Source organism: Ruegeria sp. CL3 (assembly GCF_056536505.1).
Map to the genome: position 1 here is coordinate 26365 of NZ_JBQFPT010000007.1, position 21197 is coordinate 47561.

A 21197-nucleotide genomic window follows, 5' to 3' on the forward strand; every position below is an offset into this window, starting at 1 on the left:
ATGCAGGATGCCTCGGCACCCATAACTCACAAAAGGGTGCTGAAGATCGCGGTTCCCATTGTGTTGTCGAACGCGACTGTGCCGATCCTTGGTGCCGTGGATACAGGCGTTGTAGGGCAGATGGGGGCGGCTGCTCCGATCGGCGCGGTGGGCATGGGCGCGGTGATCCTGTCCGCGATCTACTGGATATTCGGCTTTCTTCGCATGGGTACCACGGGCCTCGCCGCGCAGGCGCGCGGGGCCGGAGAGACCGCCGAGATGCGCGCCTTGCTCATTCGCGGGTTGATGCTCGGGGGGGCGGCAGGCCTCGTGTTTATCCTTGCCCAGGTCGCGATCTTCAGTGGCGCGTTCTGGCTATCCCCGGCCAGCCCAGAAGTGGAAACACTTGCGCGCTCGTACCTTGAGATTCGGATCTGGGGAGCACCCGCGACCATTGCCCTATACGCGATCACAGGCTGGCTGATCGCTGTTGAGCGGACACGGGGAGTGTTCCTGCTGCAGATATGGATGAATGGTCTCAACATCGTGCTGGACCTGTGGTTCGTTCTTGGGCTGGGCTGGGGCGTAGAGGGTGTTGCGATTGCGACCCTGATCGCGGAGTGGACCGGATTGGCACTGGGTCTATGGCTGTGCCGGGACGGGTTTGCCGGGCAAATCTGGCGCGACTGGCCGCGTATTTTCGATGCCACGCGGCTGCGCCGGATGGTGCAGGTGAACGGAGACATCATGATCCGCTCGGTTCTGCTGACTGGCTCGTTCACAACCTTCCTTTTCGTGGGGTCAGATTTGGGAGACGTCAATCTGGCGGCCAATCAAGTGCTGCTTCAGTTCCTTGAAATCACCGCTTTTGCGCTGGACGGATTCGCCTTTTCCGCCGAGGCGCTGGTCGGAGGCGCGGTTGGCGCAAGGGACCGATACCAAGTACGGCGCGCCTCGGTCATGGCGTCTCAGTGGGGTGTCGGTGGCGCGGTGCTTCTCAGCGCTGTTTTCTTCTTTGCGGGTCCGGCGCTGATTGATCTGATGTCCACCTCTCCCGAAGTGCGCGAGGCGGGCCGCACTTTCCTGTTCTGGGCGGCTTTGGCTCCGATCATCGGGGTCGCAAGCTGGATGTTCGACGGTATCTACATCGGAGCCACATGGACCCGCGACATGCGCAATGCGATGTTGCAATCGGTGGCGATCTATGTGGTCGCTTTGTTCATTCTGGTGCCCGCGTTCGGCAACCATGGCCTGTGGGCCGCGCTGATGGTTCTGAACCTTGCGCGCGGCGTGACGATGGGCTGGCGCTATCCGAAGCTTGAAGCTCAGGTGGCTTAGAGCAGGGCGAGTAGATTTTCAGGCGGGCGGCCAATTGCTGCTTTACCGCCCGAGATGGCCAGAGGACGTTCGATCAGGATCGGGTTGTCCGCCATGGCTTGGATCAGCTCCGCATCCGGCGCGTCCTTTGACAGGCCCAGCTCCTTGAACCGTTTCTCGCCCGTGCGCATCATCTTGATGGCTGGCAGGTCCAGCAGAGATTGCGCAACGCGCAATTCGTCGACCGAGGGAGCGTTCTCAAGGTATTTCCGAACCTCGATCTCTGCACCGCGCTCCTCTAGCAAAGCCAATCCCATGCGGGATTTTGAACAACGCGGGTTGTGCCAATATTCGATCACAGCCAATCCTCTCGCTTGCTGCCCACAGCCTGAGCCACGGTGTCAAACCCATCGCGGGCCAAAAGGTCATCCAGACCCTGCGCAATATCGGCGGCCAAGGACAGGCCGCCATAGACCATCGCGGTGTAAAACTGCACTGCCGACGCGCCTGCGCAGATCTTGGCGTAGGCCTGCTCCGCCGAGCTGACGCCGCCCACACCGATCAGAGGGATTTTGCCATCGGTCAGCTTACTCAATCGGGCCAGAACGCGGGTAGACTTCTCAAACAGAGGGGCACCGGACAGGCCGCCTTTTTCGTCCTTGTGCGGGCTGCGCAGCCCATCGCGCGACAGGGTCGTGTTGGTGGCGATGACCGCATCCACACCCGTTTCCGAGGCCACTTCGGCGATGTCCTGCAATTCATCCTCGGTCAGGTCAGGCGCGATTTTCAGGAAAATGGGCAGAGGGCGCGGCAGTGCATCGCGCGTCTCGATCACACCACTCAACAAAGCGCCAAGGGCCGCCTTGCCCTGAAGATCGCGCAGTTTTTCGGTGTTTGGGGAGGAGACATTGACCGTCGCGAAATCTAGATGCGCGGCGCAATGGGCCAGCACTTTGGCAAAGTCGCCGGGCCTGTCATCGCTATCCTTGTTGGCACCGAGGTTCAGGCCGATCACCGCATCCTTAGGACGGTTGGCCAACCGTTCGGCCATCACTTCCATACCTTCATTGTTGAAGCCAAAGCGGTTGATGGCGGCTTTGTCCTCGGTCAGGCGGAACAGGCGGGGTTTCGGGTTGCCGGGTTGCGGGCGCGGGGTCACCGCTCCGACCTCGATGAACCCAAACCCTGCGCGGGAAAGAGGGGCCAGAACCTCTCCGTTCTTGTCGAACCCGGCGGCGAGGCCTACGGGGTTGGGCAGGCGCAGCCCTGCGAGTTCGGTCTGTAGACGCGATGACGTCACCGGTCCGGGCGTTGGGGCCAGGCCGGCCTGCAAGGCCTTGATCGACAGACCATGGGCCGCTTCAGGGTCCATACGGTGCAGGGCGGCGAGGCCCAGTTTCTCGGTCAGTTTCATCCGAAAGACGCGCCTCCTTGCGCGGTGCCGCAGCGGATCAGGCGGGAGGTTGCGACAGCGGCCTGACGGTGAACCACCGCAGACCGGTAAACCGGGTCTGTTACCATTTCAAGAAACGCATGGGCTGTAGGATATCGGGCGATGAACACTTCATCCCAAACCTCGTCCTGCGGTCCGATCAATGTGGTCTGAAACGCCCCACGCCACAGGATTGACGCACCGATTCTGGCGATGATTGGGGCGGTTTCAGTCCCGTAGTGGCGATAGGCTTCGGCGCCTGTCAGACCCTGATCCGCCAAGGCGTGGCCCACCGGATAGTTGGCCTTGGCGCGAAACCTGACAAGGTTCAGCATCTCGATAGGTTGATCCCGATCCAACACCTTGAAGGCTTCGAACTGTTCTCGGTAGGGATCAATATAGGCCGTCATACCATCTCGCTCGGGAATTGGTGGGTTTGGCCATCGAAGGGCAGGGGGCGGGACCAAACCACATCGCTGAGCCGGATTTGGCGGTAGAGATGCGGAAACAAGGCCCCACCGCGTGACACTTCCCATTTCAAGTCGTCGCCCATGGCGTCAGCGTTACAGCCAAGCAGTGTCAGACCTTCAACCCCAGCAAAGTGTTTGGCAGCGGTTTCCGCCGCCTGTTCGGCTGTCGAAAAGTGGACGAACCCGTCAACGATATCAATTGGCGCGCCATCAGTTGCGCCATTTGCCTGCAACGCGGCCCATTCCTCGGCCCGGAATATCTTGTAGATCAGCATGAGGGTCTGATGCCCCGCATAGCCCGTGGAATCAAGCCGGATTTCCCCCTTTGACTCTTCCGCCGCATCAGCGCACGATCCCGAAAAACAATGACAGGGAGTTTCAACATGGTAAGCCGCCTTTTGACGTCGGTCGCGATCCTCGGCCTGAGTGCAGGCATCGCTGCTGCCGACTACAAGCTGACCATTCTGCACACCAACGACATTCACAGCCGGATCGAGTCGATCAACAAATACGATTCCACTTGCGATGCTGAAGATGAAGCCGAAGGGAAGTGTTTTGGCGGTGTGGCGCGTCTGAAAACAGCCGTTGACGCCAAGCGCGCCGAACTGGCGGATGAGAATGTACTTTTGCTGGATGCGGGCGATCCGTTTCAGGGCTCGTTGTTCTATACGACCTACAAAGGTGCCGCCGAGGCTGAGTTCATGGAAGCGATCGGTTATGACGTGATGGCCGTCGGCAACCACGAATTCGATGACGGCCCCGAAGGTCTCGCGGCCTTTATCGATGCGGTCAGCTTTCCCGTGATCTCGGGCAATCTGGACCTGTCGTCTTCGGCTGAGCTGAAGGACAAGGTGCAAAACCACGTAGTGCTTGCGGTGGGTGGCCAGAAGATCGGCATCATCTCGGCCCTCGCCACGGATACGGTGGACACGTCCAGCCCGGGTAAGGACGTCGTTTTTCAGGACGAGGTCGAAAGCCTGAAGGCCGATGTGGCCGCTTTGGAAGCCGAAGGTGTGGACATCATCATCGCGCTGAACCACGTCGGTCTGGCTCAGGATATTAAGATCGCCGAACAGGTGCCCGGCCTTGATCTGGTTGTCGGTGGACACTCGCACACTCTGCTGTCCAACACGGATGAGGACGCGGCTGGCGCTTACCCGGTGATGGTGGGCGATGTTCCGGTGGTTCAGGCCTACGCCTATTCGAAATACCTCGGCGAGATCACCCTGACCTTTGATGATGACGGCAATCTGATTTCGGCAGAAGGTGAGCCGATTCTGTTGGATGCCTCCGTCACACCGGACGAGGGCATCGCGGTCCGAGTTGCGGAAATGGGCGCCCCGATTGAAGAGATGAAGGGCCGCGTTGTCGCCAGCTCAGCTGCAACCATCGAGGGCTCACGCGATGTCTGCCGTGTGCAGGAATGCGAGATGGGCAATCTGGTTGCAGATGCCATGCTGGCCCGCGTTGCGGATCAGGGCGCTCAGATCGCGATTGCGAATGCGGGCGGTCTGCGCGCCTCGATCGACGAAGGCGAGGTCACCATGGGCGAAGTCCTGACGGTTCTGCCGTTCCAGAACACCCTGTCGACTTTTGAGATCACCGGGCAGGGCGTAATCGACGCGCTGGAAAATGGCGTAAGCCAAGTCGAAGAGGTCAAGGGCCGCTTCCCGCAGGTAGCAGGCCTGACCTTTACATGGGACCCCTCAGCCGCCCCGAATGAAGGGCGCATCACCGAGGTGATGGTCGCCGATGGTGACGGTTTCGTTCCGATTGATCCCTCGGCCACATATCTGGTTGTGACCAATAACTACGTGCGCAACGGTGGTGACGGCTACAGCGTCTTCGAAGGTGACGACAAGAATGCCTATGACTTCGGCCCGGATCTCGCGGATGTAACGGCGGAATATTTGGCCGAAAACGCGCCCTACCAGCCTTACCTGGATGGCCGCATCAAGCAGAAGTAAGACCTGAAAAGCCGTGCCCGTGGGGTGCGGCTTTTTCTTTTGGCTGCAATCGCATCCCGCAACGATCAGGGATTGGACGACGGACTGATGTGCGGACGGTTTGCAATAACTCTGCCCAATGACGCGATGGCGCAACTGTTTGCCGCGCGGCCAGCGAATGCTTTGCCCAAGGTGCCCAACTTTAATGTCTGCCCGACCAATCAGGTGCACGTTGTTCGCGCAGGAGATTCTGGTCGTCGCTTGGATGCACTGCGCTGGGGCTTTTTGCCCCATTGGTACAAGGCCGAAAATGCAGGCCCCTTGTTGATCAACGCACGGGCCGAGACACTGGCCGAAAAACCCGCTTTCCGCGACGCTTGTCGATCGCGGCGCTGCCTGATCGTGGCGACAGGGTTTTTTGAATGGACCAAGTCCCAGCAGGGCACGCGCCTGCCGTGGTACATCCACCGCAAGGACGGTGCGCCCATCGCCTTTGCAGGCGTTTGGCAGGATTGGGGGCCAGAAGAGGCGCGGCAATCCACCTGTGCCATCGTGACGACTCAGGCGAACCAGAACCTATCGGCCATTCACCACCGAATGCCTTTGATCTTAGAGCCCGACGATTGGTCACTTTGGTTGGGAGAGGCGGGCAAAGGTGCCGCGCGGTTGATGCAACCGGGCGCCGAAGACGTGCTGGAGTTTCATCGTGTCGACCCCGCCGTGAACTCCAACCGGGCGTCTGGCCCAGACCTGATCGAAGTCATCGAGGACTAGCTGCGGATGCGTTCCCCTTTCTTGCGACCAATAGACAGGCGCTTGGTATGGCACTGAAATTCACAGATTTACCGCAGCTCTACGCGCACGGGTTCGATACGGTCATCGACGTCCGCAGCCCGGCAGAATTTGCTGAAGACCACCTGCCGGGGGCGATCAATCTGCCGGTTCTGGACAATGAAGAACGCGCGCGGGTCGGGACGATCTACAAACAGCAGAGCCCTTTTTTGGCGCGAAAACTCGGGGCGGCGCTGGTGTTCCGTAATGCAGCAAACCATATCGAGCATCGCCTCAGCCATCATGGGGGGAACTGGCGGCCCTTGGTCTATTGCTGGCGCGGAGGGCAACGTTCGGGCTCGTTTACATGGATGTTGCAACAGATCGGCTGGCAGGCGGATGTCGTCGATGGAGGTTATCGGACCTATCGTCGGCTGGTGAAGGCTTACCTATACGACCTGCCGTTAGCCTTCCAACTGATCGCGCTGGACGGCTACACCGGCACGGCCAAGACCGAGTTGTTGCACCATCTGGATCAACGCGGCGTGCAAGTGGTTGATTTGGAGGGGCTAGCCAACCATCGCGGCTCGCTGCTGGGCGAAAGGCCAGGTGGGCAGCCCAGTCAGAAAGCCTTCGAATCCGCTCTGTCTGCCACCTTTTGCGCCCTAGACCCATCTCGCCCTGTGGTGGTCGAGGCGGAGTCGTCGAAAATAGGCGATCGCATCCTGCCGCCCAGCGTCTGGACAGCGATGTGCGCCGCGCCGCGCATTCATATCGCCGCGCCTTTGTCCGCCCGGTCGGCTTACCTAGCGCGGGCCTATGACGACATCCTGTCGGATACTGAGCGCCTTCGGGATCGCTTGTCTCCACTGCGATCTCATCGCGGGCATGAGGCCGTGGACGAGTGGTTGAACCTCATTTCGTCCGGCGACAAACAAGCTTTGACGCGTGCGTTGATGGAGCAGCACTATGATCCGGCCTACGCCAAATCCCAGCGTCAACACCCGGCAAAGACTTTGGCGCGGATCGAGATCGCGCAGTTGGATGATAATGGCCTGAGGGGCGCGGCGGATCGCATCAAAAACACGCTGGATCAGCTTTGAAGGTTCAACCCCGGAGTGTCGGTCAAGTGCCCTATCCGCGCAGCCGGGTAACCCGCCGCTCGCAGATCCTCTAGCAATTTGTCGGCGATCTCGGGTGCTACCGCAGCCAGCAGCCCGCCCGCTGTTTGCGGGTCGAACAACAGCGCCGCTTTGCCGTCAATGGGCAACTCGGGATCGATAGAGCGGTTATCTGCAAAAAGCGTCGATTGGATGCCGGCGTCGCTCAGCTCGATGGCTCCGGGCATCACGGGGACGGCCTCAAGATCAAGCACAGCGCCGCAATTTGATGCCTCGCTCAGCCCGTTCAAGTGCCCGGCCAAGCCGAACCCTGTGACGTCGGTCATCGCGTGGGCCTCTGCCAGAATGCGGGACGCTGCACCTTGCGGTTGGGTCATCATCTCATAGGCTTGCGCGACCGTTGCGCCTTCGGCCCGTCCGGCCATTTCGGCAGCCATCAAAACGCCGCTGCCGATGGGTTTGGTCAGGATCAGCACATCGCCGAGCCTGCCGCCCGCCAGAGTGATTGGGTCTTTCGCGCATAGTCCGGTCATCGTGAAGCCAATTGTCATCTCATCGCCCATCGAGCTGTGTCCGCCGACGATCTCGGCCCCGGCGTCTCGCATGACGTCGCTGGCGGTTTGCATGATCTCGGAAAGCGTTCGTTCTTGCAGATCAGAGGACATGCGGGGGAGAAGGAGGGTGGCCGTTGCAGCCTGCGGCGCGGCCCCCATCGCCCAAATGTCCCCTAACGCGTGGACCGCAGCGATACGGGTCATCAGGACGGGGTCATCGGTGACACTGCGCAGATGGTCCGTGGTCAATACCTGCCGCGCATTCCCGGTTGTCAGCAGCGCCGCGTCGTCTCCGGGCAGCGCAGTCACGTCTTGACGCGATGGCTCAGGCAGCGCGGACAGCGCGCCGCGCAGCGCGCCGCGACCGAGTTTCGCCCCGCAGCCGCCGCACATGGGTTTCTCACCAAGCGCTTCGGTCATACCGGCGGCGTGGGCACGCGGGAGGGCCGGGGTTGCCATGGCCGGGAGATTGCGGAACTTGTTCATGAAGTTTTGGTCGATATGGTCCTTCCAACGCCACATCAGAGCGCCGCTGAAGGACGTGCCAAGGCGTTCGGCCAACGCGGACTTGCCGCCTAATGAGATAAGCTTCAGGTAATCCTTCTGCGGGACATAGCGCTGCATGGTCCCGGTCCCCAGGGCCACGCGCAGGTTGTTGAACAACACCGGGGCCTCGCGCACCGCGTAGACGCCTGCTTTGGGGCGCGGATTCTCGGTCAGGTGGGCGCAGTCTCCGGCGGCGAAGATGGCGGGGTCGCTGGATTGCAGATGACCGTTCACGCGGATGAAACCTTCGTACAGGTCCAGCCCGGTGTGCTGGATCCAGCTATAGGGTCTCGCCCCTGCAGCGCCGGTCACAAACTCGGCAGGGATCTCGCGGCCATCGTCCAGCGCGACATGATCTGCGGCGATCTCTTTTATTGAAACTCCCTCGAGCACGTCGATGCCAAGACCGGCCATAGCCTTGCGGATCGTCGCTGCGGCCTTGGGGCCGGTCGCTGTCAGGGCCGAGGCATTGTCGATCAGTGTGATCCGCGCGGGTCTGCCCTTGGTTTTCAGCGCGTGGGCCATGGCCATCGCCAGCTCGACCCCAGCGACGCCTCCGCCTATCACGGCCACCGAGGTAGGGCCGGTGCTGTCCAGATATGCAGACCAACGCGCGGCAAAGACGCCCAAGGGTTTGGCCGGAACGGCATGGTCTGCAAAACCTGGCAGGGCGGGCATGTCCGAGGTGATCCCGACGTTGACCGAGGCGACATCGAATGCCACCGGAGGCCGTCCCGGCACATGCACATGGCGCTGGTCAGTGTCGATCCCCTCAACCGCGCCCAGAATGACCCGTGCGCCCGCGAAACGGGCCAGACGGACCAAATCAATGTCCAGATTAGAGCGGGAGTAGTGACCGGCGACAAAGCCGGGCAGCATCCCAGAATAGGGCGCAGTCGGGCCGGGGTTGATCACCGTTACGCGCGCGCCGGGCAGAGGGTTCATGCCCCATTTGCGCAGCAGCAAAGCATGGGTGTGACCTCCGCCAATCAAAACCAGATCACGGGTCAGGGGCAGCGGAGGGTTATGCATCAGGCTCAGTTCGTGCTGTGATCAGGGACGTCTTCAACCTGCTCGACCGCGTGGGTGGCCCAAAGCTCATCCTCGCCCGCATCTGGCAGATCCTGCGGCTTTTCATGACGATGAATGTGCCATTTGGCAATGAACAGGGCCGTGATCGGGGCCGTCAGGAACAAAAACAGCGTGATCAGCAGCTCATGCATCGACAGCTTGCCCTCAAGTAGCACGGAATGTGCAATCGAGGCCAACAGAACGCCGCCGACACCCAGCGTTGTCGCTTTGGTCGGCGCGTGAAGACGCGACATCGGGTCCTTCAGTTTGATCATCCCAAATGACCCAACGAACCCAAAGATACCTGACATGATCAGAAAGGCGGCGATCAGCAGTTCGACGAGAAATGTCATGTCGCCCTCACTCGATAATGTTGCCGCGCAGCATGAACCGCGCATAGGCCACTGTTGAAACAAAACCCAGCATGGCGATGATCATGGCAGCCTCGAAGAAGATCTCGGTGCCTTGATCCAGCCCGTACAGGATCATCAGCGCGATGGTGTTGATCACCATCGTGTCCAGCGCCAGAACGCGGGTGCCGACACCATCGGCGGTGATAATCCGCCACAGGCACATCATGATTGCGGCTCCGAAGCAGGCGAAGGCGAAGTAGATCGCATAATCAATCATTCGAAAATCTCCTTCAGGCGGCGTTCGTAGCGCTGTTTGATCTGATCGCGCACGGCCTCAGGGTCAGGAGCATCAAGGCAATGGACCAGGAGGTTATGCCCCTGCGCCGACAGATCACAGCTGACCGTACCGGGCGTCATGGTGATAGTCCCGGCCAGAACGGTGATCGCCTCGGGCGTACGCAGTTCAAGCGGGACGCAGATCCAGTTTGGTTGGCGAGCGTCGTCGCGTTTGAACAGGATGATCCGGGCGACGGTAATATTGGCGATAACGATATCCCACAGGACCACCAGAATGTACTCGGCCACCATGGGCCAGTTGCGCAGTTTGGGGCGATCTGGCCAGTAGGGTTGGGTGATAAAGGGAATGATGATCCCTAGGATCAAACCAAAAACGAGCGAGTTCAAGGACCCGTTATTGGCAAGCAGAACCCAGACCAGTGTCAGCAGAAAGCTCAGGTGAGGGTGCGGGAATATGCGATGTAGCAGCTTGATCATTCTGCCTCTCCCAATACGGCCGAGATGTAGTCTTCGGGTGTGAACAGTTGCTCGGCGGTTTTGCTGGTGTATTCGAGCGCGGGGCCTGCAAACAAGGTCAGCAGGATCAGACCGCCGACCAGACCGAAGACCGCTGTAAATGCCAGTCCTGGGTGCGGTTCAGGGGCGGGTTGAGGCTCGGCGTCTTCCTCTTCGGGCTTAGGGTTATGGTCCGAGTCGTGGCTTTTCCAAAAGATCAACGTGCCGGTCCGTGCCAGACCAACGATAGTGACAAAGGATCCGATCAGGATGACCGCCCAGACCGAGGTTGCGTCAGGTGCATCCCGGGCCGCATCCAGAACCAGCAGCTTGCCGATAAAACCGGACAGCGGAGGCATCCCGGCCATCGCAATCGCTCCGACGAAGAACAGCGCTGAGATCAATCCAGTCTGCGCCATTGGCCTCGTGGGCGCGATGGCGCCGCCGCGGCGTTCCATCACCAGATCGGCGACAAGGAACAACAGAGCCGTCGCAAGCGTCGAGTGGAACACATAGTAGAGCGCGGCTGCACTGGCATCAGGCGTGAACAGCGAAATGGCAATCAGCAGCGTACCCATTGAAGCGATAGCACAGAAGGCCACCATCCGCGCGATATGTTGCGAGCCGAGGATGCCGATGGCCCCGACGGCAAGCGTAACTAGCGCGGCAGGTTGCAGCCAATTGCCGACCAGCCCTTGCGTTGCTTCAACCTCGGGGCCGAAGGCCAGAGTGTACATCCGGATGATCGAATACGCCCCAACCTTGGTCATGATCGCGAACAGGGCCGCCACGGGTAGGGGAGCGTTGGCGTAGCTGGCCGGTAGCCAGAAATGCAACGGTAGAACGGCGGCCTTGATACAGAACACCAACAACAGCAACACAGCACCAACCCGCAGCAGTGCGGTATCCTCAGGCGGTATCTCGGCCACGCGCAGGGCGATATCGGCCATGTTGAGCGTGCCAGTCACACCATAGAGTGTGCCCAGGGCAAACAGGAACAGGGTCGATCCCAGCAGGTTATAGGCCACGTATTGCACGCCAGCCTTCAGCCTGACCGCTCCGCCACCATGGGTCATCAGACCGTAGGAGGCGATCAGCAGGACCTCGAAGAACACAAAGAGGTTGAAGGCGTCTCCGGTCAGAAAGGCCCCGCATACGCCCATAAGCTGGAAATGAAACAAGGCGTGAAAATGCTTGCCACGCTCATCCCAACCCGAACCGATGGCGTAGAGCACAATGGGCAGGGCCAGTAGGGCGGTCAGCAGAACCATCATGGCTGAAAGCCGGTCCAGCACCATGACAATCCCGAAGGGGGCGGGCCAGTTGCCCAGCTCATAGACCTGAATGTCGCCTCCCGCGGCCTGCGCGGTGATGGTCAAGGCAATGCCCAGCAGGGCAACAACCCCCGCGACCGAGAAGATGCGCTGCAGGTCGAGGTGATAGCGCAGGACCATGATGATGAATGGAGCCAGGATCGCAGGAAGAACGATCGGCGCAACGATCCAATGGTTCATGCGTCTTCTCCCGGCGCGTCCACACTGTCATGCGGGCTCATGTCGATATGGTCATCCTTCGAGGATAGATAGGCCGAGAGCGAGATCATCACGATCACCGCCGTCATCCCGAATGAGATCACGATGGCCGTCAGCACCAGCGCCTGCGGCAGCGGATCGGTATAAGGGACGTCTTCGTACTTGTTCAGAACGGCAGGCGAATTCAGCGCCAGACGTCCGGTTGCGAACAGAAAAACGTTCACCGCGTAGGTGATCAGCGACAGGCCAAGAATGACCGGGAATGTTCGGCGACGCAGGATCAGGAAAATCCCGGCGGCGGTCAGAATACCTACGGCAGAGGCAACGAGCGCTTCCATCAGGCCTGCTCCTTCTCTTGTTCTTCTTCCGGCGGAGCATCCCGCAGCGGGTTGATATCCATCGGGAACTCCTGCGCCATGCCCGGCTGCCATGCAAAGCGGGACAGGCTATCCAGCGCCAGCATCACCGCGCCCAGAACAGCGAGGAATACTCCGGTGTCGAACAACATGGCGGTGGCCCATTCGAACTCTTCCAGGGGGGGCCAGTTGATGTAGCCGAAATCGCTGGTCAGGAAGGGGCGTTCATTGAACCAGGCGCCGAGACCGGTAGCGGCGGCGATCAGCACACCCCAGCCGATGGTGCCGTGATAGTAGAACCTCTGCCGTTCGATCGCCCAGGTATAGCCGCTGGCCATGTATTGCATCAGATAGGCGATGGCGACGATCAGGCCGGCGATGAAGCCGCCTCCGGGCTGGTTGTGGCCACGGAAGAATATGTAGGCACCCACCATCAGGGCAATCGGCATCATCACGCGGGTTACCACAACCATCATCAGCGGATGCGAGTCGCCTGATTGCGGCCAGTGCGGTTTGCGGTTCAGCAGGTAGCCTCGGACATTGCTGCTCAGGACCGCTTCGGTCAGGGCAAAGATAATCAGCGCTGCGATGCCCAGAACGATGATCTCGCCGAAGGTATCAAAGCCCCGGAAATCCACGAGGATGACATTCACCACGTTGGTGCCGCCGCCGCCCTTGTACGAGTTGGCGAGGTGGAACTCGGAAATGGTCGGAAAGGCGAAATCGCGCAGCATAATCGCATAGACCAGCGCCCCGGTTCCAAGTCCGGCCACAACCGAGATCGCAGCATCCCGCCAGCGCCGCGCGGCGGTGCTATCCCATGGGGTTTCGGTCGGCAGGAAGTTCAGCGACAGCAGCAACAGGATCATCGTCACCACCTCGACCGAGATCTGGGTCAGTGCCAGATCAGGGGCTGAGAGGTAGTTGAACGCAACCGAAACGATCAGCCCGACGACGCCGATCAGAACCAACGATAGCAAGCGGTTACGGTGGAACCACATGATGCCCAGCGTTGCGCCCACCAGACAGATCCAGCCAACGATCGGAATGATCTGTGCAGGCAGCGGAATGCGGGTTTCAACTCCGATCGTCCCGGTGGCATAGGCGTAGTAGCCAAGCCCGACGGTAAAGGCGACAAAGATGATCGCATACCGGCTGAGGACACCATTGTGCAGCTCATCTGTGATCCATTGGCTGAGCCGCGTAAACGCATTGATAATGGCCTCAAAGATCACTTTGGCCTCAGGCCGGGGCAGGGTGTTCCAAAGCTGCTGCGCGCGTTTGTGTTGCGACATTAGGAACAGACCGCCCAGCGTGGCGACAACGGACATATACAGCGCAGGCGTAAAGCCGTGCCACAGTTTCAGTGAGTAATAGGGCAGCTTCTCGCCACCGATCACGGCGCTGGATACGACGGCCACCAGCGGGCCGACGATGGCCGCCGAATAAAGGCCGATCAGTACGACCAGAACGACCATAAAAGCGGGTGCCAGCCACAGCCCGACCGGAGGGTCATGCGGATGGGCCGGGTAATCCTCGCGCTTTGGTCCAAGGAAGACATGGCTGACAAAGCGGAAGGAGTAGGCCGCCGAGAACAGCGCTGCCAGCAGGGCCAGACCCGGCACCAGATAGTGAGAGTTCAGCCATGTGGTGTGGACGGTTTCCTCCAGCATCATCTCTTTTGACAAAAAACCGTTCAGCGGAGGCAGACCAGCCATGGACAAAGCTGCGATGGTGCCAATGGTGAAGGTGATCGGCATCAGATGACGCAAGCCGCCCAGCCGTTTGACATCGCGCGTTCCGGTTTCGTGATCCACGATCCCGGCGGTCATGAACAGCGCGGCTTTGAACGTCGCGTGGTTGATGATGTGGAACACCGCGGCCACGGCTGCAAACTTGGTGCCAAAGCCCAGCAGCATGGTGATCAGGCCCAGATGTGACACGGTTGAGAACGCCAGCAGCGCCTTCAGATCGTCCTTAAACAGCGCGATCACCGCGCCCAGCAGCATGGTCACCAAACCGGTTGTTGCGACGATATAGAACCACGCATCGGTGCCGGCCAGAACCGGCCACATCCGTGCCATCAGGAACAGCCCGGCCTTCACCATGGTGGCCGAGTGTAGATAGGCCGAAACCGGCGTTGGGGCGGCCATGGCGTGAGGCAGCCAGAAATGGAACGGGAACTGCGCGGATTTGGTAAAACAGCCCAACAAGATCAGGATCAGTGCAGGCAGATAGTAGGGCGAGGCCTGGATCAATTCTTTGTTCTGCAAAATTACGCTTAGGTCAAAGGACCCGACAATATTCCCCAAAATCAGCATCCCGGCAATCATCGCCAAGCCACCGCCTCCTGTGACGGCCAGTGCCATGCGTGCGCCTTGTCGCCCTTCGGGCAGGTGTTTCCAATAGCCGATCAGCAGGAATGAGCTTAGTGAGGTCAGCTCCCAGAAAATAAGCAAAAGCAGGATGTTATCGGATAGAACAATTCCAACCATCGCGCCTTGGAACAGTAACAGATAGGTGTAGAACTGCCCCATCGGGTCCTCTCGCGACAGGTAGAACCGCGCATAAAGGATGATCAGTAGACCGATGCCGAGGATTAGCAGGGCAAATAGAAAACCCAGCCCGTCCAGCATGAAATTCGCGTTCAGCCCCAGCCCCGGTATCCAGTCGAACCGCGCTGTCACGACATCGCCACGCATCACGCTAGGGATATGGATCAGCAACCCCATCAGGGCCAGGAAAGTAGTCAACCCTGCGGCCGAAGCGGCTGCATTTCGTCCCGCCCGTATCAGGAGGGCTGGGAAAACAGCTCCGAGGAAGGGAAGGGCCGCGATGAGGAATAGGGACAAGTGCGATACTCCGGTCTGGGCGGTCAATATGACAGATTTTGTAGGATAATTTAATGATTGTCCAAAAAATGCAAGGTTTTGACAGATGTTAAAAGGTGTATATCGAACCTATCTTTCTGCGTGATAATGACGCGAACTTGATCCCGCTACCGGAATTCCCCGGCGCGCGGTTGCAACCCTTGTGATAGAACCAAGCCATGAGTGCAGGAGAACGCCATATGGCAGACGGGAAAAGCCGAACGCGACGGTGGGTTTTGATGGGCGGGGCAAGCGCAATTGCCGCAGGATTTGCCATTCGTGAGTACCGTTTGATCCCGCAGGACTACACGGGCGGCCAACTGGAAGTGACGCAGGCGCATCAGAAAGCCGTCGCCGGAGATGTGTTGCTGGTGGACATCCGCACACCTCGGGAATGGAGGGCCACAGGCGTCGGACAGGGGGCGCAGCCTCTGGACATGCGGCGCGAGGATTTTATTCCGGCCCTTGTGCAAATGGCTGGCGGTGACAAGTCCACCCCTGTGGCTCTGATCTGCGCGCGTGGGGTCCGTTCGGCACGGTTGAGCAATCAACTGACTGCAGCCGGGTTTACCAATATCATTGACGTGCCTGAGGGTATGTTGGGCTCGGCCGCCGGACCAGGCTGGGTGCGGGCCGGTCTGCCGGTTGAGACCTTTGTCGAGGGAGCGTGATGAAATACAAATACTGGCTATCTTTCTGTTTGGCCGCAGCGGCGCAACCAACCTTGGCCGATTGTGGCCCGGATGAAGGTACCTGCGAGATCGCCTCGGGCGCGTATCACATCGAGCTGCCCGAAGCCGAAAACCCGCCACTGGTCGTGTTTCTGCATGGCTACGGAGGCAGCGGCTCAGGAACGATGAACAATCGCAGCATGGTCGAGCCTCTGCTGGCGCGCGGCTATGCGGTGATGGCGCCGGAGGGGTTGGAGCGTCCGGACCGGGGCGGCATTCAAAGCTGGAACTTCTATCCCGGCTTTGGCGAGCGTGACGAAACGGCCTTTCTCAGGGAAGCGGTGGATGACGCCGCTGAGCGGTTTGGCATTGACGGTGAACGCGTTGTTCTAGGTGGGTTTTCCGCCGGCGGCTTCATGGTAAATTACCTCGCCTGCGATGCGCCTGAGACCTTCTCGGCCTATGTCCCCGTCTCAGGTGGCTTCTGGCGTCCGCATCCCGAATCCTGCGCCGGACCGATCCGCATGTTTCACACCCATGGCTGGATCGACAATGTCGTTCCGCTCGAGGGGCGTTTGCTGGGCGGTGGCCGTTTCCATCAAGGCGATATCTTTGCCGGGCTTGAGATCTGGCGCGAGGCAAATGGCTGTGTTGATACCAAGCCCAGCGGGTTCTCGACCACGGGCCAGTTCATGCGGCGCAACTGGATGGGATGTGCCGAGGGCAGCGCGCTGGAGTTCGCGCTGTTCCCCGGCGGTCATACGGTGCCCACCGGGTGGGCGGATATGATGCTGGATTGGTACGAAGGATTGCCCGGCGGTTGATTATTCCGCCGGGGTCATGCTGCCCTTGCCCTCGATCAGGCGCTTCAACTCATTGCGATGACGACGGGCCGAGCGGGTGATGGCGGGCTCAGCAAAATCCTCACGCATGCCGACCATACGGCGGGCGGTACCAGCCGATACACCGCTGAGCGCCGACAGCGGGATCGCCAGTGCAAGGCTGATCGCAATTGGGGCCAGCCAGACCGAGACCAGCCCGGCCAGAATACCAACGCTAAGTGCTATGCCGCTGATGGTTTCCAGCGCGTGGCACAGGATCAGCGTACTCAACGAATAGCTACCCCCGTCACGCGCCTGAGGGGACCAGCCCTTCTGGATGCCCAAAGCGGTACGGAACACGGCGATCATTTGCTGCACCATCAGGATCGGCGCGTAGAGGATCGACAGGATGACCTCGAACAGGAACGAGGTGAAGAACCGCCGCCAGCCGCCGAAATCGGAATAGCGCACTCCACTGAGGGGCAGGGCGGCTACGCCCAGAACCTTGGGGGCCAGCAGCATCGCATACATGACGAGAATGATCAGCACATGGCGTGTCTCAGACATTTCTGGCCATTGCGGGAACAGAGGGTTGTCGGGGCTGAAATAATGCAGGACCGAGGCGTCCTCACCCTGACCAATCAGCGCCCACATCAGCAACAGCGCAAACCACAGCGGCGACATCAAATAGCCGACCGCCCCGTGGAACATATGAAACCGCGAGACTGACCGGAACCCGCGCGAGCCCAGCAGTTTCAGATGTTGCAGGTTCCCCTGACACCAGCGGCGGTCCCGCATGGCGTGGTCGATAAGAGTGGGTGGTGTTTCTTCGTAAGAGCCGCGAATGCGCGGTAGGAACCGCACGGCCCAGCCAGCTCGGCGCAGCAGACCTGCCTCGACAAAGTCGTGGCTCATGATCAGCTTTTCCTGCCCGTTTAACGCTCGGAGCTTGGGTAGTCCGGCACAGGTTGCAAAGGCCTTTGTGCGGATGATGGCGTTGTGACCCCAATAGTTGCCTTCTTGCCCACACCAGCGGGCCAGACCTTCGGCGAAAGCGATGCCGTAGACGCCATTGGCGAATTGCTGCATCCGGGCAAAGACCGACTGTGCGCCAATGAGTTGCGGGTAGCTTTGAATCAAGCCCGCGCCGGGATCACGCGCCAGAGAATCCGTCAGCCGAGCAATCGCGCGACCCGTCATCAGGCTGTCGGCATCCAGCACCAGCATGGCGTCCCAATCCCCGCCCCAGACGCTGACCCAATCGGCGATATTGCCAACCTTGCGGTCAGTATTCTGTTCGCGACGACGGTAGTAGAGCTTCAAGTCGGGGGCCAGCGTGGTGCGTAGCGCCTCGATACTGGCTTGTTCTTGCGCGGCGATGTCCGCATCGCGGGTGTCAGAGAGGATGAACATCGCGTATTCATGCTGTCCACCTCGGGCGCGCAGTTCTTCCAGCATGGTGCGGGCATTGCCCAGTACGAACCACGGCACCTCATTGTAGGTCGGCATCAGCAGGGCAACGCGCAGCGGTTGCGCGCGCTCTTGCCGGACGGGGCGCTCTTGCCGGGACAAAGAGATCATGCCCAGCAACACGGTGCAGACCGTGAAGGAGATCCAGAAGAAGTTGAACGAAATCAACGCCAGCAGGATGGCTTCGACAAGATTGATGCCTTCGGACCCGAACCAGTCGCTCATGACCCACAGCAAACCCAGCGTGGCTGCCATTGCGGGCGAAAAGGCCAGCGCGCGCCAGAATCCGGCCGATGGGCGGGCACCCGCAGGGACTTGCGCATCACGGAAACCGCTGCGGAAATCTTGCGCGGGCATTGCCAGCGGGGCCTCGGGTGGCATGATATGCAGGTCGCGGCTCATGCGGTCCAACGGTACAGCCAGACTTCGGAGGCAGGTTGCTTGCCGACCAGAAGCTGTGCGCGCAGCTCGACATGGTCGCGGTCCCCAGGCTGGAACGAGAACGCCAGACGCAGACCGCCGGTATCCGGGTTACGCTGCAACACACCGTCCGAAGTTTCCGCGTGGGGGGAATTGGCGAAAATACTGACCGCGTCCAGATCGTCGAACAGAGGGCTGGGCTCAAAGTCGATCACGGCCAGACGGCCTTCGCCAAAGGTGTTCTCACCCATCGCCGTGTTGATGACCCGCGGCATCGGCGTGCGCTGAGGTTCCTCGCCCCAGATCAGGCGGTAGCTCAGGTCTACCTGGCTACCGGCGGCATAGGGTTCGGCGGGGCGCCAGTAGGCGACGATATTGTCATAGATCTCCTGATCGGCGGGGATCTCGACCAGCGTCACCGTGCCCTTGCCCCAATCGGAGCCGGGCTCGACCCACAGGCTGGGGCGCTTGTGATAGTTCGCCTCAAGATCTGCATAGTCCGAGAATTCGCGCTTGCGCTGCATCAGGCCAAAACCCTGAGGGTTCATGTCCACGAAAGACGAGATTTGCAAACGGGTCGGGTTTGCCAGCGGACGCCAGATCACCTCACCCGCGCCGTTGCGGATCAGCAGCCCGTCGCTGTCATGGACGGCGGGGCGGAAATCGTCAAACCGGCTGTGATTGGTCTGATCGAACAGGAACATCGAGGTGCCGGGCGCGATACCCACATGTGGCAGCTCTTCACGGGGGAAGAGGGTGGCCTCGATATCCATAATGCAATCGGCGCCAGCGGTGACGTTAAAGCGGTATGCACCGGTCACGCTAGGGCTGTCCATCAGGGCGTGAACAACCATATTGCGCTGACCGGGTTCGGGACGTTCCAGCCAGAAGCGGATGAACTCGGGGAACTCCTCGCCATCCGGGTCGCCGGTTTTCAAGGCCAGACCGCGCGCGGACAGGCCGTAGACCTCGTGCAGACCAATGGCGCGGAAATAGCTGGCACCCTGCCAGACGCAGAACTCATCGGTTTTGCCGGGGCGGTGCATTTCCGTGCGCAGGCGCAGTCCTGAGAACCCAAGCGTTTCGTCGATTGGAAGGGTCGGAACCTCTTCGGCCTTGTCGAACATCTCAAGGTCGAAAGCGACCGGCTTGGCCATCCCGTTCTCGACAGTCGTGACCTTAACCGTGCGCGGGAAATACAGGCCGGGGGTGAAGAAATCGACGTTGAAGGGCGTCTCTGTCTCGTACCACAGGGCGCGGTCCAGCCGGAACCGGATCGAACGGTATTGCGTATAAGTCAGGTCCTGCCATTCCTGCGGCACCATCTCGCGCTCGGCAAAGGGGCGGCTGGCCAGTTCTCGGGCCAGTTCGACCACGTCGTTGCGGTCGAACGGAACCTCTGACCCCGAGGCAAAGGTGGCCGGCGCCAGAAACAGCGCAGAGGTTGAGGCCAGAAATGCGCGGCGAGTCAGATTCATTTCTTTGATTTCCATGGTTGGGATTTGAACCAGGCGGCCAGATAGGCCACCCCGATGATCATGGCAAAGCCAATCATGTTAGCGACAAAGACACTGGCAACATCCCGCTCGGTCTGATCCAGCGCGACCCCGATCAGGCGGGCTGCGGCCATTGAGAAAACAAAGACCGCAAGGGATTGCTGCCCCACTTTGGTGATCAGTTTCAGAACCACCTGCCAGATGCGCGCGCCCAATGAGTGCCCGGTGGCGATCAGACGGTGACCATGCTCACCGGCAACGACCCAGCCCAGATAGGCCAGCGACAGGAAGTGGATGTAGCGGAACAGGCCGAACTCGGTTTTTCCACGCAGTTCTTTCGTCAAAGGCCACAGTTCGCGGATTTGTTCGGCCAGGCCGGGAGCCGCGGATTGAACCCACAGGAAAACCTTCCACGACCCGAAGGGTGCGGACAGAACCAGAAATGCAATGGCCGCCCAGATCAGCGTTTTTGATACCGGAGGCGCCGGAATCCAGCCGCGCATAAAGGCGAACCCGGTAAAGAACAGCAGCTGCCAACCGAACGGGTTGAAGAACCATTGGCGGTCCGACCACGGCTCAGCCGGAAGGGCCAGCACTCCGGTCTGGGCAACAAGCCAGATCGCGACCGACGCAGCTGCCATCAGCCAAAAGCTGACGCGGTAGAGGGCCATGTAGAGCGGCATCATCGCCAGAACGACCAGGTACATCGGCAGGATGTCGAAGTAGTTGGGCACATAGGTCAGGGTGAAAATCCCGACCATTTGCGGCAGCGGGTCATTGAAGAAATGCTGCAGGTTCAGCGACGAGACATAGCTTTTTTCAAACAGGCCGGAATTGTCCAGCGCGGCCATGCTCATGGCCACGAAGAAGAACAGACAGATATGCGCCCAGTAGACCTGCCAGATGCGGAACGCCACGCGAGCGGTCCCCATCCACCAGCCTTTGCGTAGGAAGGCACCGCCGAATGCAATGGCCGAGGCCATGCCCGAACAGAACACAAAGATCTCGGTCGCATCCGAAAACCCGAAACGGGCCGGGATCCATTTGGCCCATGGGTCGTTCGGGATATGGGCGATCAGGATGATGAACATCGCGATGCCGCGATAGAAATCCAGCCGCGGGTCGCGCACACGGGCAGTAGGCGCTGCGGCCGAGGCCGCAACAGTCGCAAAATCAGAAGCGGGCGAAACAGTCGCCATACGTTTTCTG

General features: G+C 60.2%; 20 protein-coding genes. 6 read left to right on the forward strand and 14 right to left on the reverse strand.

Annotated elements, in window-relative coordinates; genetic code table 11:
* Window positions 1-1317 carry an MATE family efflux transporter gene (locus ACR0NO_RS11720; protein ID WP_480724058.1) on the forward strand — a complete coding sequence of 439 codons (1317 nt, stop codon included), beginning with the start codon at window positions 1-3 and terminating at the stop codon, window positions 1315-1317.
* Here the strand turns inward: ACR0NO_RS11720 and arsC are convergent.
* Genes arsC through ACR0NO_RS11740 form a run of 4 tightly spaced genes read right to left on the reverse strand, consistent with a single transcriptional unit; the run spans window position 1314 to window position 3473 of the window.
* A complete protein-coding gene (gene arsC, locus ACR0NO_RS11725) occupies window positions 1314-1655 on the reverse strand; it encodes an arsenate reductase (glutaredoxin) (protein WP_170688997.1) in 342 nt (113 codons plus the stop codon). The two genes, ACR0NO_RS11720 and arsC, sit on opposite strands and share 4 nt — an antisense overlap.
* The gene (locus tag ACR0NO_RS11730; protein ID WP_170688959.1) at window positions 1652-2710 is read right to left on the reverse strand and encodes a quinone-dependent dihydroorotate dehydrogenase; all 1059 of its coding nucleotides are present in this window, start codon (window positions 2708-2710) and stop codon (window positions 1652-1654) included. Before ACR0NO_RS11730 ends, arsC begins: the two co-directional genes overlap by 4 nt.
* A complete protein-coding gene (locus ACR0NO_RS11735; protein WP_480724059.1) occupies window positions 2707-3138 on the reverse strand; it encodes a DUF1330 domain-containing protein in 432 nt (143 codons plus the stop codon). The genes ACR0NO_RS11730 and ACR0NO_RS11735 overlap by 4 nt, the downstream gene beginning before the upstream one ends.
* On the reverse strand, window positions 3135-3473 hold the full coding sequence (locus ACR0NO_RS11740; protein ID WP_170552716.1) for a DUF952 domain-containing protein: 339 nt from the start codon (window positions 3471-3473) through the stop codon (window positions 3135-3137). The genes ACR0NO_RS11735 and ACR0NO_RS11740 overlap by 4 nt, the downstream gene beginning before the upstream one ends.
* A 108-nt stretch (window positions 3474-3581) precedes the next feature.
* On the opposite strand from ACR0NO_RS11740, the gene ACR0NO_RS11745 reads away from it, so the two are divergent.
* The 3 genes from ACR0NO_RS11745 to mnmH all read left to right on the forward strand — a co-directional run bounded on the left by ACR0NO_RS11745 (window position 3582) and on the right by mnmH (window position 7018).
* Window positions 3582-5165 (forward strand): bifunctional metallophosphatase/5'-nucleotidase, encoded by a 1584-nt coding sequence (locus ACR0NO_RS11745; protein WP_480724060.1) that lies wholly within the window; start codon window positions 3582-3584, stop codon window positions 5163-5165.
* Between the two features lie 87 nt (window positions 5166-5252).
* Window positions 5253-5918 carry an SOS response-associated peptidase gene (locus tag ACR0NO_RS11750; RefSeq protein ID WP_480724238.1) on the forward strand — a complete coding sequence of 222 codons (666 nt, stop codon included), beginning with the start codon at window positions 5253-5255 and terminating at the stop codon, window positions 5916-5918.
* Between the two features lie 47 nt (window positions 5919-5965).
* Complete coding sequence (mnmH, locus tag ACR0NO_RS11755) at window positions 5966-7018, forward strand: tRNA 2-selenouridine(34) synthase MnmH (protein WP_480724061.1); 1053 nt, start codon at window positions 5966-5968, stop codon at window positions 7016-7018.
* Here mnmH and selD read toward each other — a convergent pair.
* From selD to ACR0NO_RS11790, 7 genes are read right to left on the reverse strand one after another with little or no spacing between them, the layout of a single operon-like run.
* Entirely contained in the window at window positions 7009-9168 is a 2160-nt protein-coding gene (gene selD / locus ACR0NO_RS11760) for a selenide, water dikinase SelD (protein WP_480724062.1), read from the reverse strand. The genes mnmH and selD overlap by 10 nt on opposite strands.
* A 5-nt stretch (window positions 9169-9173) precedes the next feature.
* On the reverse strand, window positions 9174-9560 hold the full coding sequence (locus tag ACR0NO_RS11765) for a Na+/H+ antiporter subunit G (protein WP_170374220.1): 387 nt from the start codon (window positions 9558-9560) through the stop codon (window positions 9174-9176).
* A gap of 7 nt (window positions 9561-9567) precedes the next feature.
* Entirely contained in the window at window positions 9568-9837 is a 270-nt protein-coding gene (locus tag ACR0NO_RS11770; protein WP_152457439.1) for a K+/H+ antiporter subunit F, read from the reverse strand.
* Complete coding sequence (locus ACR0NO_RS11775; protein WP_170467657.1) at window positions 9834-10331, reverse strand: Na+/H+ antiporter subunit E; 498 nt, start codon at window positions 10329-10331, stop codon at window positions 9834-9836. The genes ACR0NO_RS11770 and ACR0NO_RS11775 overlap by 4 nt, the downstream gene beginning before the upstream one ends.
* Window positions 10331-11866: a monovalent cation/H+ antiporter subunit D gene (locus tag ACR0NO_RS11780; protein WP_480724063.1), complete on the reverse strand. Its 1536-nt coding sequence runs from the start codon at window positions 11864-11866 to the stop codon at window positions 10331-10333. The genes ACR0NO_RS11775 and ACR0NO_RS11780 overlap by 1 nt, the downstream gene beginning before the upstream one ends.
* A complete protein-coding gene (locus ACR0NO_RS11785) occupies window positions 11863-12222 on the reverse strand; it encodes a Na+/H+ antiporter subunit C (protein ID WP_170374216.1) in 360 nt (119 codons plus the stop codon). Before ACR0NO_RS11785 ends, ACR0NO_RS11780 begins: the two co-directional genes overlap by 4 nt.
* Window positions 12222-15092, reverse strand: coding sequence for a monovalent cation/H+ antiporter subunit A (locus tag ACR0NO_RS11790; protein WP_480724064.1), 2871 nt, complete (start codon window positions 15090-15092; stop codon window positions 12222-12224). The genes ACR0NO_RS11785 and ACR0NO_RS11790 overlap by 1 nt, the downstream gene beginning before the upstream one ends.
* Before the next feature lie 218 nt (window positions 15093-15310).
* Between ACR0NO_RS11790 and ACR0NO_RS11795 the strand changes: the two genes are divergently transcribed.
* Both ACR0NO_RS11795 and ACR0NO_RS11800 read left to right on the forward strand, forming a co-directional pair.
* Window positions 15311-15781 (forward strand): rhodanese-like domain-containing protein, encoded by a 471-nt coding sequence (locus ACR0NO_RS11795; RefSeq protein ID WP_480724065.1) that lies wholly within the window; start codon window positions 15311-15313, stop codon window positions 15779-15781.
* Window positions 15781-16605: a CE1 family esterase gene (locus ACR0NO_RS11800; RefSeq protein WP_480724066.1), complete on the forward strand. Its 825-nt coding sequence runs from the start codon at window positions 15781-15783 to the stop codon at window positions 16603-16605. Before ACR0NO_RS11795 ends, ACR0NO_RS11800 begins: the two co-directional genes overlap by 1 nt.
* Here ACR0NO_RS11800 and mdoH read toward each other — a convergent pair whose 3' ends face one another.
* The 3 genes from mdoH to ACR0NO_RS11815 are packed head-to-tail and all read right to left on the reverse strand — an operon-like array spanning window position 16606 to window position 21187.
* On the reverse strand, window positions 16606-18474 hold the full coding sequence (mdoH, locus tag ACR0NO_RS11805) for a glucans biosynthesis glucosyltransferase MdoH (RefSeq protein WP_480724067.1): 1869 nt from the start codon (window positions 18472-18474) through the stop codon (window positions 16606-16608). It abuts the gene before it with no gap.
* Window positions 18471-19970 (reverse strand): OpgD/OpgG family glucan biosynthesis protein, encoded by a 1500-nt coding sequence (locus tag ACR0NO_RS11810; protein ID WP_480724068.1) that lies wholly within the window; start codon window positions 19968-19970, stop codon window positions 18471-18473. Before ACR0NO_RS11810 ends, mdoH begins: the two co-directional genes overlap by 4 nt.
* The gene (locus ACR0NO_RS11815; protein WP_475215158.1) at window positions 19967-21187 is read right to left on the reverse strand and encodes an OpgC family protein; all 1221 of its coding nucleotides are present in this window, start codon (window positions 21185-21187) and stop codon (window positions 19967-19969) included. Before ACR0NO_RS11815 ends, ACR0NO_RS11810 begins: the two co-directional genes overlap by 4 nt.
* Window positions 21188-21197 lie beyond the last annotated feature (10 nt).